The organism is Pseudomonas fluorescens, assembly GCF_902498195.1.
Lineage (GTDB): Bacteria > Pseudomonadota > Gammaproteobacteria > Pseudomonadales > Pseudomonadaceae > Aquipseudomonas > Aquipseudomonas fluorescens_BU.
In genome coordinates this window covers 851,470-868,696 of record NZ_CABVIY010000001.1, presented here as the reverse complement: position 1 = coordinate 868,696, position 17,227 = coordinate 851,470, and the positions used below count along the sequence as shown (strand labels likewise).

Genomic DNA, 17,227 nt, shown 5'->3' with positions numbered 1-17,227 from the left:
GGTGTTTTTACAGTGCACGCCATTGCAACCGTGGAAGCATTGAGCATGAGCACAACAACTATCGGACAGGCCTATAACTACAAGGTCGTGCGCCAATTCGTCGTGGCAACCGTGGTCTGGGGCGTCGTGGGGATGGCGATGGGCGTCTGGATCGCGTCGCAACTGGTGTGGCCCGAGATGAACCTCGACCTGCCGTGGACCAGTTTTGGCCGCCTGCGACCGTTGCACACCAGCCTGGTGATTTTCGGGTTTGCCGGCAGTGCGCAATTCGCCGCCAGTTATTACGCGGTGCAGCGTACCTGCCAGGTCCGGCTGTATTCCGACAAACTCGCCGCGTTCACCTTCTGGGGCTGGCAGTCGGTGATCGTGGTGATGCTGGTCAGCCTGCCGCTGGGCTACACCACCACCAAGGAATACGCCGAAATCGAGTTCTCCGGGGCGGTGTGGATGACCGTGGTCTGGGTGGCCTATGCCATCGTGTTCTTCACCACCGTGGTGCAGCGCAAGACCAAACATATCTACGTTGGCAACTGGTTCTTCGGTGCGTTCATCGTGGTCATCGCGATGCTGCACGTGGTCAACCATCTATCGATCCCGGTGGACTGGTTCAAGTCCTACCCGGTGTATTCCGGGGCCACCGACGCCATGGTGCAGTGGTGGTACGGCCACAACGCCGTGGGCTTTTTCCTGACCACCGGGTTCCTCGGCATGATGTATTACTTCGTGCCCAAGCAAGTCGGCCGCCCGGTGTACTCCTATCGTTTGTCCATCGTGCATTTCTGGGCGCTGATCACCCTGTACATCTGGGCCGGTCCTCACCACCTGCACTACACCGCCCTGCCGGACTGGGCGCAATCGCTGGGCATGGCGATGTCGCTGATCCTGCTGGCGCCCAGCTGGGGCGGGATGATCAACGGCATGATGACGCTGTCAGGCGCCTGGCATAAGTTGCGCACCGACCCGATCCTGCGCTTCCTGGTGCTGTCCCTGGCGTTCTACGGCATGTCGACCTTCGAAGGGCCGATGATGGCGATCAAGACGGTCAACGCCCTCTCCCACTACACCGACTGGACCATCGGCCACGTCCACGCCGGGGCACTGGGCTGGGTGGCGATGATCACCTTCGGCGCGACCTATCACATGGTGCCGAAAGTCTTCGGCCGGGAGCAGATGCACAGCACGCCGCTGATCAACCTGCACTTCTGGCTCGCCACCATCGGCACCGTGCTGTACATCGCCTCGATGTGGGTCAACGGCATCACCCAGGGCCTGATGTGGCGCGCGATCAACGACGACGGCACGCTGACCTACTCCTTCGTCGAGGCCTTGCAGGCCAGCCATCCGGGGTTCGTGGTGCGTTTTGCCGGCGGCGTATTGTTCCTCACCGGCATGCTGGTGATGGCCTACAACGTCTGGCGGACGGTACGGGTGTCAGACCTGAAAATGGCCGAACGCCAGGCGCAGATCGCCTGATGATCGAGATCCTGCTCAATGTACTGGGGGTCGCGGGCCTGTGGCTGGCGGTTGAGTGCTGCTTGAAGCACCAGACCGCAAAGGGTCTTGAGGAGGCGAGCCTGATTCCGTTTGCGGACGATCCGGAGGTGGCGCGGCGGGTGGAGGCTGCGACCGGCAAGACCATCGATGCGCTAGCGCCGGAAGAAGCGAAACCGGGTTGGGGCAATCTCGATATGTGATGTACCACTCATCCAATGTGGGAGCGGGCTTGCTCGCGAAGGGGTCGTGTCAGTGGACTTCAATATTGACTGACACGGCCCCTTCGCGAGCAAGCCCGCTCCCACGGGGTCTGTGTCAGTCTCAAAGGGTTTAGACGCGCTCGCGGGGAATCAGGCTTTGCAGCTGCTGGGCGAGGAAGTTCGCATCGAACACGAAGGTATCCGGGTCTTTCAAGCCATTGGTCTTGCGCCATTGCCAATCGGTGGACGGCGGCAGGCACACCAGTGAAACGCTGCCGTAGCGCGCCGCGGTAAAGCCCATGACCGCCAGGGAAATCTGGCCAGCGACACCCATCACATCCGGCACGAACTCCACGGGTTTTCCGGCAATCACGATCGACAGCTTCTCGGTCTTGAATGTCGATGTCTCCACCGGCACGCTCGGTCCGAACGCAACGTACGGCTCCCGGCTGACCTCCAGAAGATTTGGCGCCAGCACCGGTTCCAGCCATTGCTGGATCTGATCGAACAACTCACCGATGCGCGACGCCCACACCGTCGATTGCGCCTCGAATACCTGCTTTTTGTGCGCTTCACTGTCTGCGTAATGGCGAAGCATCTCGCCCAGTTGCTGTACGTCGTCCATTGCGGTGTTCCTATGGTTGAAACCGTGCTGCGGACATCGAGCATGGCAGAAGCGCGCGCGTTGCGTACGACTAAACGCCGGGAGGTCGCGTCGCGGTGAGATCAATCAGCCCCGGGCATGCGACGCAGGCGCGCCATGCTCAAGACGTCGACCCACCGGCCTTCACGCAGCCCGTAGTCGCGCAACAGCCCTTCGGTTTCGAAACCGAATTTTCGGTACAGGCCAATGGCGGCTTCATTGTCCGCATACACGGTCAGCTCGACGCGGCGCAGATTCATCCAGTTGTCGGCGATATCGAGCGCCGCCGCCAACAGTTTTGAGCCAACGCCTTTGCCCTGCCACGCCCGCGCAACGCCCATGCCGAAACTGCCGGCGTGGCTGCGGCGGATGCGCGAAAACTGTTCCAGCGTAATGTTGCCGATAACCGCCCCCTCGTGCAGCGCCACCAGTTGCATCACCCGCTCGTCGTTCGCCTCCAGGCGCTTGCGCCAGATCTCGGGGGACAAAAACGGCATTTGCAGGGTTTGACGGGTGACAACCGGTTCACGGTAAAGCGCGGTGATGCCCTCGAGGTGGGAATCGTCGAGGCGTTCGAGGGTGATAACAGCGTCAGTGACAGGCATGGGTGATTCATCCTTGAGGCAGACATGGCCGCTCACTCTATAACGCCAACCTCCCTGCTGGCGAGCGCGCGCACCACGGATGGATTGGGCTCAGGTCTCGAACCACTCCCGCCGCTCATTGAAGGTGTGATGGATCAACGCCACCAGATTCTGCACCGCCGCGGCGCCCCGGGTCTGGGCATTCACCGCCATCCACACCTGACGCTGCATCGGCTGGCTGAACAGGTCCGGCAAGCCGATCAGCCCGCGATCGAAGTGGCGCATGTAACCGGGCAACAGGCCGATGCACGCGCTGCTGCGAATCATCTCCAGCATCAGGTCATAGGCGTGCAACTGCACGACCCCCGCCAGGCGCTGATCCACCAGGTCGTTCCACGGCTGAAAACTGTCGAGTTGCCGCTCATGCTGCCATTGCACCAGCAGGAAATCAGCGAGGTCGTCGAGGCTGCCGGGGCGCGAGGCGACCCGGCAATAGCGCTTGGCGATGTGCGGCAGGTAGTCCAGCCGTGCCAGGCGTTCAGGCTCGGTGATGGCGAAACTCGGGCCCGGCAGTGGTGAGTCGCCGTCCGCCAACCACACCACCACATCGGCGCTGACCGCTTGCAGGGACAACTCGCTGTCGAGGCTGATGATATCCAGGCGCACGCCGGCATTGCGGCGCAGCATCGCCACCAGATCGCGGCCGAGAATGTCGTGCAAGACCGACTCGGCAACCGCAAGGCGAACCCAGGGTTGCTCGATCACCGCAAGGTCACGTTCGTGAGCCAGGGCGATCAACTGCGATTGCAGCTGCAAGCCGTCGCGACTGAGGACCACGCCATGCTCGCCAGGGCTGAACAATGAACACTGCAGCTGCGCTTCAAGCTGCGCCAGGTGCTTGCGCAGGCCGGTCGCCTTGATGTTGAGGCGCCTGGCTGCCTGCATGAAACAGCCGCAACGGGCACTGACGCTAAAACACTGCGCCAGCAGCGGATCGATCGCCAGCGCGCGGGTGCGCCAGGACGGGGGGTTATCGAGGGGGGCGCGGTACTCGGCAAGCCGCCGGTGGCCGGGGGTTTCCATGAATGACATCGATGACTCCCTGTCGATCTATCACTGGGAGTTCCATCTTGCGCATCATTCATGAAACGGCTGTGACAGCCACTCAGGTGCTGGGGCTCTGCCGAAAACTCACGGCCAGGCGATTCCAGCTGTTGATGGTGGTGACGGCGATGGTCAGGTCCACCAGTTCGCTCTCGCTGAACTGCCCCCGCGCCTGTTCATAGACATCGTCCGGCACATGGTCTTGCGACAGCAGCGTCACGGCTTCGGTCCAGGCCAGCGCGGCACGCTCGCGCGGGTTGAAGAAGTTGCTGTCGCGCCAGACCACAATGGAGTACAGGCGCCGATCGGTCTCACCGAGGCGCCGGGCATCCACCGAGTGCATGTCGGTGCAGAAGGCACAGCCGTTGAGTTGCGAGGCGCGGATCTTGATCAGGTGCAGCAGCGCCTGCTCTATGCTCAAGCTGCTGGTCAGTGCCTCCATGGCGATCATGGCTTTCATCGCTTTGGGGGAAGCGCTGTAGTAATCCAGTCGAGCAGTCATGGCAGGCCTTTCGAATCAGGTGAATGACCAGAAGATTGGCACAAGCACCGACGAATGCCAGATCCAATTATGCGGAAAAACGGTGGACCACTTTTCATCAGTCGCCATTCAACTTAGCCCTGACTTCGCCTCCTCGCCCCGGCACCGCCAATAACGCTCAGGAAACAACTTCCAAACTACACATTGGTCACTGCAATAAGTGCCAAATTGGATATTCCCAGAAAAACCGGCCACTCCCTAAACTGGCCCCGTCATCCAGACATTCAAAACTTTAGATCAAAGGTAAACATCATGAAAAACCTGGTTATCGTGGGCAGCTTGTTGTGCACTGTTTTCTCTGGCCTGAGCTTCGCCGAAGGTGGCAGCGATCGTCTGATCGAGCGCGCAAATGCCCGTTCCCAAGCACTCGCCGCGCAAAACGAACGTATTCAGAATGACAAACGGAACACCGCAGAACGTGCCGAAAGCATTCCAGTCAAGTCCAGCTGAAGTGCCTGACTGCCAATGCGCCGTGCACTTACTCATCCTTGCCGGAGCCAAAAATCCGGCAAGGATGAACATTTAAACAACAATAAGGCAGACATAAAAAAAGCCCTGCAATACTCATTACAAGGCTATGGCGGAGCAACACCAAAACGAATAATCCGTTACTGGTAAATAGATATTTGGCAACTCACATTTGCCTGTTCAATCAGGCCGGCAGGCTAAAGGATTTCACCTGCTCGACCTATAGCCAATTCTGCGTTTTCCCCACAGACCAATGCCCACTAGTCCAATCCGGCGTTTTTTCCCTTCGCAACTTCATCCCTGCCGATAATTCCGGGTAATCTTGCGCAACGCACGCCGCGCAGAAGATCACCCGCCGCAGGAGCTTGCCGGTATGGAACTACATGTTGTCATTAACGGCCGCAAGGATCTGGCGGGGCAGTTGTACAACCAACTGCGCAGCGCCATCGAATCGGGTCGCCTGGCGGCAGGCACGCAACTTCCTCCCAGTCGCTTGCTGGCCGAGCAGCTGGGTATTTCGCGCAAGACCATTTCCGACACCTACGCCCAGCTGACCTACGAAAATTTCCTCACCGGGGTGATCGGCAAAGGCACCTACGTCAACGCCCGCGCCTCGAAAGTCGAGCGCAAGCAAAGCCACTCCGAGCTGGCAGGTTTCGAGGTGATCGAGTCCTGGCGCAACCTGCCGGTGTTCCTGCGCCACCCGACGCTGGAAGGTTCGCTGCGTTATGACTTTATCGGGGGGGCCACCAGCAAAGGCCAGTTTCCCCAGGACGATTGGCGGCGCTGCACCTCCCACGCCTTGCGCCAGATCGCCGCGTCCAAGGGCTTCTACAGCCTGGCCGAGGGTCTGCCGGCACTGCGCAATGCCATCGCGCGGCACATCTCGTTTTCCCGCGGGGTCAATTGCCAGGACGAGGACGTGGTGGTGTGCAACGGCGCCCAGCAAGCCCTGGACCTGATTTCTCGCGTGCTCGTACGCCCTGGCAGCATCGTGGCCATGGAAGACCCCGGTTACCCGCCGGCACGCCTGCTGTTCGGCACCCACGGCGCCACGGTGATCGGGGTGCCGGTAGATGCCGAGGGCATTCAGGTGGACAAGATCCCCCTCGGCACCCGGCTGATTTACGTCACCCCTTCGCACCAGTTCCCCCTGGGCATGCCCATGAGCCAGGAACGGCGGGTGGCGCTGCTGGCCAAGGCCCAGGAACTGGGGGCCATCATCATCGAGGACGATTACGACAGCGAGTTCCGCTACGAAGGCCGGCCGACAGACTCGCTGCAGAGCATGGATGAGCGCGGGATCGTGGCCTACGTCGGGACCTTTTCGAAAACCCTGCTGCCGGAGTTGCGCCTGGGTTACGCGATCCTGCCGCCGGCGATCCTCGAAGCGGTGGTCCGCGCCAAGCAGCTCACCGACCTGCACACCTCCACCCTACCGCAATGGGCGCTGGCCAAATTCATCGCCGAAGGCTGCCTGCTCAAGCACATTCGCCGCTGCCATACGATTTACGCGAGCCGGCGCGAGCGGATCCTGGCGCGCATGGCCGGTGACCTGTCGCCCTGGCTGGAGGCGGTGCCGACCAAGGCCGGTTTCCACATGGTGGTGCTGTGCAAAGTGCCGATCGACGTACCACTGGTGATCGAATTGGCGAAAAAGGTCGAAGTCGGGTTGTATGCCATCGACAGCTTTTTCTACCAGCAAGCGCCACAAGCCGGGTTTTTCCTCGGTTTTGGCGCCATCGAAACCCTGGACATCGACATCGCCCTGGATCGTTTTCGAGACATTTTGCAACAGGTAGCCTGACGGATTGGACTGCGATTTTATCCGGCGATTGGCTATTGGTGGTCCGGGGGTGCAGGCCTATCCTGCATAGGCGTAATCCCTCAATGAGCAGGATTCGTCCCGCCCGATTCAGGAGTGTGAGCAATGTCCTACAAAGTGATCAATACCTTACAGGTGCGGGCCGTCGCCGGCCGCTCGGAAGAGCTGGGTAAGCAACTGCAAAAGATTGTCGACACCCTGCGCGAACTACCGGGCTGTGACGCCTATATGGTCGACCGCTGCCCTGAGGACAGTAACCGCTGGACCGTCAGCGCCCACTGGCAATCGGAAGCGGCCATGCAATCGCATTTCAACAGCCCGCAGGTGCAAGGTTTTATCGACCTGATCGATTGCCAGCTGGCCAATGCCGTGGACTTCAATAGCTTTCCGATTCGATAGCAATCGGTTAAAGATCGCAGCCTTTTGTTCGTTCCCGCAGAGTATGGGTACCTCTGCAGGCACTACCGAAGGCTGCGATCTTTTCGTTTCCGGGTTCGCGCATTGGTCCCCTGTCCTTCTCGAATATTGGCTGTTTGATTGTCCTGGTTGGCGCACTAGATTGGTTCCTGACCTCTCAACCCTTGCAGGTATGAACCATGAACGTTTTGCGCTTCTGTGCCACTTCCCTTGTCGCCCTGACCCTGTCCGTTTCCGCCTTCGCCCATGAAGCCGGTGACCCTTCGGAGAAAGTAACGGTACTGCAGGATCAAATGCTGAAGAACGTCCCGGGTAAAAAAGCCCTGATGATCGAAGTCGACTACAAACCCGGTCAATCGTCGATTGCCCACAAGCACGACGGGACCGCCATGGCCTACGTCCTGGAGGGCTCCATTACTTCCCAGGTAAAAGGCGAGAAAGAGGTGACTTACAAGGCGGGAGAGTTCTGGTACGAAGCGGCGGGGTCCGAGCATCTGGTTTCGAAAAATGCCAGCGCCACCCAGCCGGCCAAGTTGCTGGTGTTCATGGTCTTGTCGCCGGACGAGAAAGTGTTGGTCCCCCTGAAAAACTGATCGCTGGACCATCAGCCATAAATAAAAAAGCCCAAATCATCGATTTGGGCTTTTTTATGTCGACGGGCAATTAAGCCGGGTTCTTTACAGCAAACAAAACTATTGGCCACCTGTTAATGACGGATATTGGCTATTGGCTTGTGCGCTGAGCGGTTTAGTCTGAATGCACTGCCGGTTACTTGCGGCTCGATCACTTTCCGACTGAAGTTGTTTCACTGGAGAAACACCATGAAACTTGCGCTTGTCAGTACGTTGACGATAACGGCTTTATTAACCGGCTGTTCAATTCCCACGGCACCTTCATCGGTGGCTTCGCTGGATGGCATCTTCAATCAATCAGTAGGCCGCAGCAGCGCCACCCGTGTCCCCAGCGGGGCCAATGTTTCCCTGGGCGTGGTGTACAGCCGCAACACCCAGGCCAACCGCGCCTATTTGCAGGATTACCAGGCCAATGCCGGTACGGGTTTCGGCCAGAGCCTGTTGGTGCAGTCAATCCATGACGCCTACGTAGCCACCTCCAACCCCGATCTCGCGGTGGAGGGTGTCAAAACCTCCCTGCAGCGCCAGTTCGGCTCGGTCACGGTGTATCCGGACATGCAAAGCCTCAAGGCCGCCAGCCCGGACGTCGTTGCGGTGGTCGACAGCCGCAGTCAACTCATCACTTCGCGCAGTTCGGATATCGAAGCGGATGTCAGTGCACACTTTTACGACAGGAACCTGAATTACATCGGCAGTGCGCAAGGTCGCGATGCGAAAGCACTGAGCCCTGTTTGGGCGGACTATAAACGCAGTGAAGAGATTGTTGCCGACATTAACGAACAGCAAAATGTGCAAGTAAGGGCATTGCAGAAGTTTGACCAGTCGCTCAGTAATTTATTGACCAGCCCGACAGATAAAGTGTCGATGATCGATAACAAAACAGGCAAAGAGTTGTATTGATATTAATGACGCCTTCGCGAGCAAGCCCGCTCCCACATTGGTTCTGCTTCGTTGCTCGCGAAGGGGCCCGACCAGCCATCAACCATCAGACAAAAAAAAGCCCCGCATCTCTCAATGCGGGGCTTTTTCATTCAGCGCCTGATCAGGCCACAGGCTCCAGCTCTTCGCTGGCGACAGCAGTGGCAGGCACTGCCGGTGCCTGACCGCTCAACGCCACGTCCAGCAACTCACGGTTGGCCACGGCATACATGGCGTAATCCGTGCCGCTGGCGGCACGAATTTCCACCAGCATGGCGCGCCAGCGTTCGATCGTGCTCTCGTGCTGCGCCAGCCACTGCAACAGGCGTGTTTCCACGTCCTGACTGCCGTCGCCCTGTTGCAGGACGGAGATGGTGATCGCACGTTGCTGCCAGTCGACGTCATCGCGGAACGCTTCACGGGCCAGGGCCTGCCAGTTGTTTTCAACCGGCAAGGCACTGATCTGTTGCAGGTACCAGGTGATGTCCAGCGCGCTGCCCACGGCGAAGTAGGCCTTGGCCACGTCCGCTGGGTCCTGGCCGGTCACGTCGGAGGCCTCGATGATCGGCAGCAGCGTGTACAGGTGCGTGGTGCCTGCAACCATGCGCGCCAGCAACTCCGGCACGCCAGCCGCGACGTATGCCTGATAACGGGCCTGCCAGGTTTCGCGGATCTCGCCACTGAGCAACTCGTCGAGCTTGAGGCCCAGCGCCGCCAGGTGCGGACCGAAATGCGCGACGTCACGGGCAGCATTCTGCTCGTTGCGACGGGCACGCAGGAACCAGCGCGTGGCGCGACGGCCCAGGCGCATCAGCTCGTCCATCAGCTCCAGTTGCACGTCGGCGGAAACCTTGTAGTCCAGGGCTTCAATCTGACGGAACCAGTGCGGGAGGTGGAAAATGTCACGCACGATCACGTAGGCGCCGGCCACGTTCGCCGGGCTCATGCCGGTCGACTCTTTGAGTCGTTGAACGAAGGTGATGCCCATGTGGTTGACCAGATCGTTGGCGATCTGGGTGCTGACGATTTCGCGCTTCAGACGGTGACGACGCATGGCTTCGGAGAACTTGCTCACCAGGGTCGGCGGGAAAGCGGTTTCCATGTCGCGGGTCAGGTAGTCGTCGTCCGGCACCAGGGAGCCCAGCAACTGCTCCTTGAGGTCGATCTTGCTGTAGGAAATCAGCACCGACAGCTCTGGACGGGTCAGGCCATGGCCCGCGGCAACGCGCTCGTTGATCGCGTCTTCGGCCGGCAGGAACTCGATGGCGCGATCCAGCTTGCCGCGGCCCTCCAGGTCGTTCATCAGGCGCTTGTATTCAGCGATCCGCGGCAGTGCGCGACGGGCCGCCAGGGACAGGGCCTGGGTCTGCTTGTAGTTGTTGCCCAGCACCAGGTTGCCGACTTCGTCGGTCATGCTCGCCAGCAACTCGTTACGCTGCTTGGCGGTCATGTCACCGGCCTGAACCACTTCGTTCAGCAGGATCTTGATGTTCACTTCGTGGTCGGAGCAGTCCACGCCACCGGCGTTGTCGATGAAGTCAGTGTTGGAACCGCCGCCATTGAGGCCGAATTCCACACGACCCAGTTGGGTCATGCCGAGGTTGCCGCCCTCGCCCACCACCTTGCAGCGCAATTCGTTGCCGTTCACGCGCAGCGCATCGTTGGCCTTGTCGCCGACATCGGCGTGGCTTTCGCTGCTGGCCTTGACGTAAGTGCCGATACCGCCGTTCCACAACAGATCCACCGGCGCCTTGAGCAAGGCATTGAGCAGTTCGGTCGGGGTCAGCTTGTCAGCCTTGATGTCGAAACGCTCTTGCATCTGCGGGGAAATCGCGATGCTTTTCGCGCTACGGGAGAAGATCCCGCCGCCTTCGGACATGATGCTGGTGTCGTAATCCGACCACGCCGAACGTGGCAGGTCGAACATGCGCTGACGCTCGGCGAAGCTGGTCGCCGGGTTTGGGTTCGGGTCGATGAAAATGTGCAGGTGGTTGAACGCCGCGACCAGTTGCAGCTTGTCGGACATCAGCAAGCCGTTACCGAACACGTCACCGGCCATGTCGCCGACGCCCACCACAGTGATGCTGTCTTCCTGGACATTGATGCCGCGCTCGCGGAAGTGACGCTGTACGCCAACCCACGCGCCCTTGGCGGTGATGCCCATTTTCTTGTGGTCGTAACCGGCCGAACCGCCGGACGCGAACGCGTCACCCAGCCAGAAGCCGTAGTCGATGGCGATGCCGTTGGCGATGTCGGAGAAGGTCGCAGTGCCCTTGTCCGCCGCGACCACCAGGTACGGGTCGTCGTCGTCATGACGCACGACGTTGGTTGGCGGCACCAGCGCGCCATCCTTCAGGTTGTCGGTGATGTCCAGCAACCCCGAAATGAAGATGCGGTAGCAGGCGATGCCCTCGGCCGCGATCTCGTCCCGGCTGCCGCCCAATGGCAGGCGACGCGGCAGGAAGCCGCCCTTCGCGCCCACCGGCACGATCACCGAGTTCTTCACTTGCTGGGCTTTTACCAGGCCCAGGACTTCGGTACGGAAGTCTTCTTCACGGTCCGACCAGCGCAGGCCGCCACGGGCAACGTTGCCGAAGCGCAGGTGCACGCCTTCGACGCGCGGCGAGTACACGAAGATTTCGAACTTCGGCACAGGCTTGGGCAGCTCAGGGATCAAGTGCGGGTTGAACTTGAAGCTGAAGTACGACTTGTTATGGCCGTTGGCGTCGGTCTGGTAGAAGTTGGTCCGCAGGGTCGCCTTGATCAGGTCCAGGTAACGACGCAGGATGCGGTCTTCGTTGAGCACCTGGACGTCGTCCAGAGCGGTCAGGATCGCGTGTTCCAGACGCTGTTCGAGGTCGTCGCTGCTTAATTTGCGCGCCAGGTAGAAACGGGTCTTGAACAACCGGGTCAGTTCGCGGGCGATGTCGGTGTGGTTGTTCAGGGTGCTGGCGATGTAGCCCAGGTCGAAGCCCAGGCGGATCTGCTTCAGGTAACGGGCGTAGGCACGCAGCAACGCCACGTCGCGCCAAGGCAGGCCAGCCGTCAGTACCAGGCGGTTGAACGCATCGTTCTCGGCATCGCCGCGCACGATGTGGACGAACGCGTCCTGCAGGGTGTCGTTGAGTTGCTGGATGTCCAGGTCCAGGCCTTCGGCGGCGGTGAACGCGAAGTCGTGAATCCAGAACTCGCGGCCGTTGTTGTGACGCAGGCGGTACGGGAACTCACCCAGCACGCGCAGGCCGAGGTTTTCCAGGATCGGCAGGACGTCGGACAGCGCCAGCGGGGTATCGGCGTGGTACAGCTTGCAATGCAGCTCGCGCTGGCCGGACACCTGGCCCAGCGGCTGATAGAAGCTCATCACCAGCGGGTTCTTGTCGCTGAGGTTCAGCAGGTGCTGCATGTCGACCACGGCCGAATGCGCGGCGAAACGCTCACGGTAGCCAGCCGGAAAGCCTTTCGGGAAGTCGGCCAGCACGTTGGTGCCCTGGGCTTCGCCGAAGGTTTCGACCGTCAGGGCGGAGTAGTCGTCCTGCCAGCTGCGGCAGGCCTGCACCACTTCTTTTTCCAGCAGCAGCGGGTCGATGTCGAGGCGGTTTTTCGGGTCGACGCGCAGGATCAGTTGCACGCGCGCCAGCACGGACTCGGAGAAGAACGTCCAGAACTCGCAATCCGAGGCTTTCAGGCGATCCATCAGCACTTGCTGGATCTTCTGGCGCACTTCGGTGGAGTAGATGTCACGCGGCACGTAGGCCAGGCAGTAGCAGAAGCGGCCGTACGGGTCCTTGCGCAGGAACACGCGAATCTTGTTGCGCTCCTGGATCTGCACGATCGACATCACGGTGCTGAACAGCTCGTCCACCGGGGTCTGGAACAGATCGTCGCGCGGCAGCACTTCGAGCACCTGCGCCAGCTCCTTGCCCAGGTGAGCCTTGGCCTGGAAGCCGGAACGGCGTTCGATCTCGGCAACCTTGCGGCGAATGTACGGAATGACCCGCACGCTCTCGCCGTACACCGACGAGGTGTACAGGCCCATGAAACGGCATTCCTTGATGACCTTGCCGTCCGCGTCGATTTCGCGGATCGACACGTAGTCCGGGTAAGCGGGACGGTGTACACGGCTTGGGTGCGCGGCCTTGGCGAACGACAGCAGGGTCGGTTCGCGCAGGTAGTTCACGGCGTAGTCTTCGATGCGCAGGTCATCGTAGGTCAGGCCGGCACGCAGCAGCTTGGTCAGGCCGAGGAAGGAGTCCTTGTCGTAGACGATGTGGCCGCCATCGGCTTCGTCGCTGACCACGAACTCTTCGTAACCCAGGAACGTGAAGTGGTTGCCCACCAGCCATTCCAGGAAGCTCTTGATTTCGGTCTTTTCGTCGGCATCGACGGCAAAACGGCTGTTGTCCAGGTTGGTCAGGATTTCCTGGACCTTGGCCTTCATCGGCTCGAAATCACCCACCGCGACGCGCACTTCAGCGAGCACTTGCTCCAGCTCTTTGGTCAGTACGTTCAATTCAGCGGTGTTGGCGCAACGGTCGATTTCCAGGTACATCAACGACTCTTGCAGCACGTCGTCGCCCTGGGTGCCTTTGGGCAGGATTTCCAGCAGCTCACCCTTGCTGCCGCGACGCACGCTCAGCACAGTGGTTTGCAGGGTGTGAATGCTGTAGCCGCGACGGTTCAGCTCGGTACGCACCGAGTCCACCAGGAACGGCAGGTCGTGGTGCAGCACTTCGACCGCGGTGTGGGTCGACTGCCAGCCATGACGCTCGTAATCGGGGTTGTAGACGCGCACTTGCGGTTGCGCATGGTCGAAGCGCTCAAGCAGGCGCCACGCAGAAAGGGTACAGCCAGCGAGATCGGACAACCGACGCTGGGTCAGTTCGTCCAGGGAAATGATGCCGAAGAATTGTTCAGCGAACAGCGCCACTTGTGGCAGTGCCTGTTCACTGATGTGCTGCGCCAGTGCCGCTTGCAGTTGGTGCTGGAAGTCGGCTTTGCTGGCTGCGGTGAAGAACGCCATCTGTGGTACTCCGCTTGGGCTTGTTATTGATGGAAGCGTCGCGTGCAAAACCCCTGTCAGGGGCTACCCGTCACCCTGTTCCTGATTCTCGGGCAGAGGAAACAGGGGGACAGGTGGGTGAAGCTGGACGAGACACTCGGGTCACATTCACCTTCCATGAATGGGCATCTGCAAAAACGACTGGGCTGCGCGCAGCGCAATGCCTTTACAGGTGCTCATCCGTTGCGCAGCTTAACGAGTGCGGCAAGGCCCGTGCTTGCGATGCTGCGACATATTCGGTCATCGGTATGCAGGTTGGGGGCTGGAGCATCGGATAACATTAGCAGCCGTGTGGGAAAATGGCGTTTTTTTGCCCAACGTGCAGAACGAAAGTACCAAAAGCATCACTGAGTTGGACAAATTATCGAGAGGGAAAATAATCGTAACGGCATTAAATATGATTACTCATCAAACCTGTGAAGAACCAAAAAAGCACCACCAGTCCTTTTCGAAAGTTAGAACCCTCCATTCAACTCATCCGTATTACCGAACTAAAAATGACAGGGTTATAATTGCCAGCGACTGTTTTATTTATTCCATGATGATAATTACTAACATTCCCCGCGCGCGGATCACCAAAATTCTCAAATACCTGTCCCTTATACCCCTTAACAGGCAGCCTCGTGATATCAGCAAACTCCTGAGCCAAGGGGGTTACACTGCGACCGTAAAAATCCACGCTATCTGCTGAACTACAAATCACCAATCGCACACTACTGTATTTGTTAAAGTCAATCCCAGAATCCTTAGCGACGTTATATAAACCTTTCCCACCAAACTGATAATTCGGGTATCCATCAACAACCCCTGGCTCACCATGCGCACTTATGTTGATTCGAGGCTTTCCCTTATAAACATCATCAAACGCCACCACACCATCAATAAGTGAACTAACGTTGAAAACGGGCTTAACAGGTACATCTGGCCTAATCACCAACCTAGGTGTAGCGTAATATGATGATACATATTTGGCTTTGCCGCCATTACTCAATCCATAGCCCTGGAATGCGGATCCTAATCTGGAAAAGAAGTCAGATACCGCAGCAAAAAAATGCCCCGTAGGGTCGCGACGATTAATCGGGTCTCCTTGGCAATACGCATACGGATTTATCCCACCCTTTCTAAACGGACTCAAATTATCAGGACTATTGAATCGCATTAGCACCGGATTGAACGCACGATAGCCATTCCCCAACAGATAGCATCCAGTCACTCGCTCTAGTCGTTGACCGTTGAACCCCAATAAACTGATTAAACTACTGTTCTCAGGGCGATGACCGTAGGGCAAATACGAGCAGGTTTGTTTCAAGTTCTCTTGGAGCGACCGAATGATAGAGCCAGACAAATCACTGGCCAATAACGTGCATGCAACCCCGTGACCCTGACGCCATTTTTGCGCCAACAATCGATCGTAACACTGAAAAACCGACAACTGTTCGTCGCCTGCCAGCTCGCTGGCCAAAAGGTTGTCGCAGTAGAATCGCTGACATCCGGAATCACTCAGCTGACCATGACTGGTCAAGCGATCCAGCGCGTCGTAGCGATAACGGATTGGAAGTGTTTTCTGTATTCTGGGCATTCAGAAGACTCCAACTGAGATCAGTAAACACCGACGACTGTTGACCACTTTGCTGCCATTGGCAACTAACAGAACTGTTAGGCTCAACTCAGCCCAACAAAATCCCGCCAACACTGGCAAAATCACACTTTACCCGCCAACACCGCGCCCAGCGCCAGGACTTCCCCCATGCAAATGACCACCGCCCTCTTGATCGTCAACCCGTGCGATGACGAAGAAGACAACATGGCCATGCTCTGCTGCCACAGCGACCAGGGCGAAATGTTCCTGATGACCCGCTATCCGGACGAGGACGAGCTGGAAATCACCCTTGACGGCGAGCCTTCGACGCTCGATGGCGTGAAAGTCACCCTCAGCCCTACCCTGCTGAAAATCGAAATCGCGGCGGCGGATGCCGATGCGTTGAATGGGGATGATGTGCTGGAGATCACCCACAGCACCGATGCGAGTGATCTGGCTGAGGTGGAAGAGACGTTGCAGAACATTCTCAAAGGGACCGGGGCTTACATCAGCCAGCTTTGAGGGTGTCTGGCCTGACGCCTTCGCGAGCAAGCCCGCTCCCACATTCAACCGCATTCTTTCAGGAAGAATGCCCTCAATGTGGGAGCGGGCTTGCTCGCGAAGAGGCAAGAAAGAACGACGCAGCTTTCCCGGCCGTACAAACTTCCAGCCGTTTCCCCGATCATTCCCGCACTTTGCACAAAATGCCGTTAGTCGCCGCCCCCCGCGATAGATTAAAGTAACGCCCCCAGCCCTGGCGTTATATGAACGTCTTCGGTCACCCTTTCCAGGAACAGTCATCGATGGAACATCGTGAAGCGCTGCTTGCGCTGCGAACCTTTCTTTCAACGCAGATTCTCGGCCAGGAAAAACTCATCGAGCGCTTGCTCATCGCCCTGCTCGCCGACGGCCATATGCTGGTCGAAGGCGCCCCTGGCCTGGCCAAGACCAAGGCCATCAAAGAACTCGCCGAAGGCATCGAAGCCCAGTTCCACCGTATCCAGTTCACCCCCGACCTGTTGCCTGCCGACATCACCGGCACGGAAATCTATCGCCCGGAAACCGGCAGCTTCGTGTTCCAGCAAGGCCCGATTTTCCACAACCTGGTGCTGGCGGACGAAATCAACCGGGCCCCGGCCAAGGTTCAGTCGGCGCTGCTCGAAGCCATGGCCGAGCGCCAGGTCAGTGTCGGGCGCAGCACGTATGAGCTGTCGCCGCTGTTTCTGGTGATGGCCACGCAAAACCCCATCGAGCAGGAAGGCACCTATCCGCTGCCCGAGGCGCAGCTCGACCGCTTCCTGATGCACGTGAAAATCGGCTTCCCGGACGCCGCCGTCGAGCGCCGCATCCTGCAACAGGCCCGGGGCGAAGCCCTGAACGGCGAGACCAAGCCCGAGCGCCGGGTCAGCCAGCAGGCGATTTTTGCCGCGCGCAAGGAAATCCTCGGCCTGTACATGGCCGATGCCGTGGAGGAATACCTGGTGCAACTGGTCATGGCCACGCGCACACCGGCCAAGTTCGACCCGGAAATGGCCGAGTGGATCGCTTGGGGCGCTAGTCCTCGCGGTTCCATCGCGCTGGACCGTTGCGCCCGTGCCCACGCCTGGCTTGCCGGCCGCGACTTCGTCAGCCCCGAAGACATTCAGGCGGTGCTGTTCGATGTGTTGCGCCATCGCATCATTCTTTCCTTCGAAGCGGAAGCCGCCGGCATCGATCAGGACCGGGTCGTCCAGCGGATCCTCGACGTCGTCGCCGTCGCTTGA

At 59.2% G+C, this 17,227-nt stretch carries 14 protein-coding genes and 1 pseudogene; 9 read left to right on the top strand and 6 right to left on the bottom strand.

The genetic code is table 11. The features are described from left to right. Positions 1-45 precede the first annotated feature (45 nt). The gene (ccoN, locus tag F8N66_RS04130; RefSeq protein ID WP_150768953.1) at positions 46-1,473 is read left to right on the top strand and encodes a cytochrome-c oxidase, cbb3-type subunit I; all 1,428 of its coding nucleotides are present in this window, start codon (positions 46-48) and stop codon (positions 1,471-1,473) included. Next, positions 1,473-1,694 carry a cbb3-type cytochrome c oxidase subunit 3 gene (locus F8N66_RS04125; protein ID WP_150768952.1) on the top strand — a complete coding sequence of 74 codons (222 nt, stop codon included), beginning with the start codon at positions 1,473-1,475 and terminating at the stop codon, positions 1,692-1,694. Before ccoN ends, F8N66_RS04125 begins: the two co-directional genes overlap by 1 nt. 130 nt (positions 1,695-1,824) lie before the next feature. On the opposite strand, the gene F8N66_RS04115 is transcribed toward F8N66_RS04125, so the two are convergent. The 4 genes from F8N66_RS04115 to F8N66_RS04100 all read right to left on the bottom strand — a co-directional run bounded on the left by F8N66_RS04115 (position 1,825) and on the right by F8N66_RS04100 (position 4,527). Then, complete coding sequence (locus F8N66_RS04115; protein WP_150768951.1) at positions 1,825-2,319, bottom strand: hypothetical protein; 495 nt, start codon at positions 2,317-2,319, stop codon at positions 1,825-1,827. 101 nt (positions 2,320-2,420) lie between these two features. Continuing rightward, positions 2,421-2,942: a GNAT family N-acetyltransferase gene (locus F8N66_RS04110; RefSeq protein WP_150768950.1), complete on the bottom strand. Its 522-nt coding sequence runs from the start codon at positions 2,940-2,942 to the stop codon at positions 2,421-2,423. Positions 2,943-3,032: 90 nt separating this feature from the next. Further along, positions 3,033-4,013, bottom strand: a complete 981-nt coding sequence (locus F8N66_RS04105; protein WP_150768949.1) for a LysR family transcriptional regulator — start codon at positions 4,011-4,013, stop codon at positions 3,033-3,035. A gap of 73 nt (positions 4,014-4,086) precedes the next feature. After that, complete coding sequence (locus F8N66_RS04100) at positions 4,087-4,527, bottom strand: carboxymuconolactone decarboxylase family protein (RefSeq protein WP_150768948.1); 441 nt, start codon at positions 4,525-4,527, stop codon at positions 4,087-4,089. 291 nt (positions 4,528-4,818) lie between these two features. Between F8N66_RS04100 and F8N66_RS04095 the strand changes: the two genes are divergently transcribed. From F8N66_RS04095 to F8N66_RS04075, 5 genes are all read left to right on the top strand, one after another. Then, positions 4,819-5,016 (top strand): hypothetical protein, encoded by a 198-nt coding sequence (locus F8N66_RS04095; protein ID WP_150768947.1) that lies wholly within the window; start codon positions 4,819-4,821, stop codon positions 5,014-5,016. 391 nt (positions 5,017-5,407) lie between these two features. Further along, on the top strand, positions 5,408-6,841 hold the full coding sequence (locus tag F8N66_RS04090) for a PLP-dependent aminotransferase family protein (RefSeq protein ID WP_150768946.1): 1,434 nt from the start codon (positions 5,408-5,410) through the stop codon (positions 6,839-6,841). Positions 6,842-6,964: 123 nt separating this feature from the next. Beyond that, the gene (locus F8N66_RS04085; protein WP_150768945.1) at positions 6,965-7,258 is read left to right on the top strand and encodes an antibiotic biosynthesis monooxygenase family protein; all 294 of its coding nucleotides are present in this window, start codon (positions 6,965-6,967) and stop codon (positions 7,256-7,258) included. 197 nt (positions 7,259-7,455) lie between these two features. Next, entirely contained in the window at positions 7,456-7,869 is a 414-nt protein-coding gene (locus F8N66_RS04080) for a cupin domain-containing protein (RefSeq protein WP_150768944.1), read from the top strand. A gap of 228 nt (positions 7,870-8,097) precedes the next feature. Then, positions 8,098-8,808, top strand: coding sequence for an ATPase (locus F8N66_RS04075; RefSeq protein WP_150768943.1), 711 nt, complete (start codon positions 8,098-8,100; stop codon positions 8,806-8,808). A 180-nt stretch (positions 8,809-8,988) separates the two neighbouring features. On the opposite strand, the pseudogene F8N66_RS04070 reads toward F8N66_RS04075, so the two are convergent. After that, a pseudogene (locus tag F8N66_RS04070) lies at positions 8,989-13,846 on the bottom strand (NAD-glutamate dehydrogenase); the annotation flags it as partial. Positions 13,847-14,354: 508 nt separating this feature from the next. After that, positions 14,355-15,464 (bottom strand): RHS repeat-associated core domain-containing protein, encoded by a 1,110-nt coding sequence (locus F8N66_RS04065; RefSeq protein ID WP_150768941.1) that lies wholly within the window; start codon positions 15,462-15,464, stop codon positions 14,355-14,357. Positions 15,465-15,632: 168 nt separating this feature from the next. Between F8N66_RS04065 and F8N66_RS04060 the strand changes: the two genes are divergently transcribed. Together F8N66_RS04060 and F8N66_RS04050 are read left to right on the top strand one after the other, a co-directional pair. Further along, entirely contained in the window at positions 15,633-15,986 is a 354-nt protein-coding gene (locus F8N66_RS04060; RefSeq protein WP_150768940.1) for a hypothetical protein, read from the top strand. Positions 15,987-16,267: 281 nt separating this feature from the next. Continuing rightward, complete coding sequence (locus tag F8N66_RS04050) at positions 16,268-17,227, top strand: AAA family ATPase (protein ID WP_150768938.1); 960 nt, start codon at positions 16,268-16,270, stop codon at positions 17,225-17,227.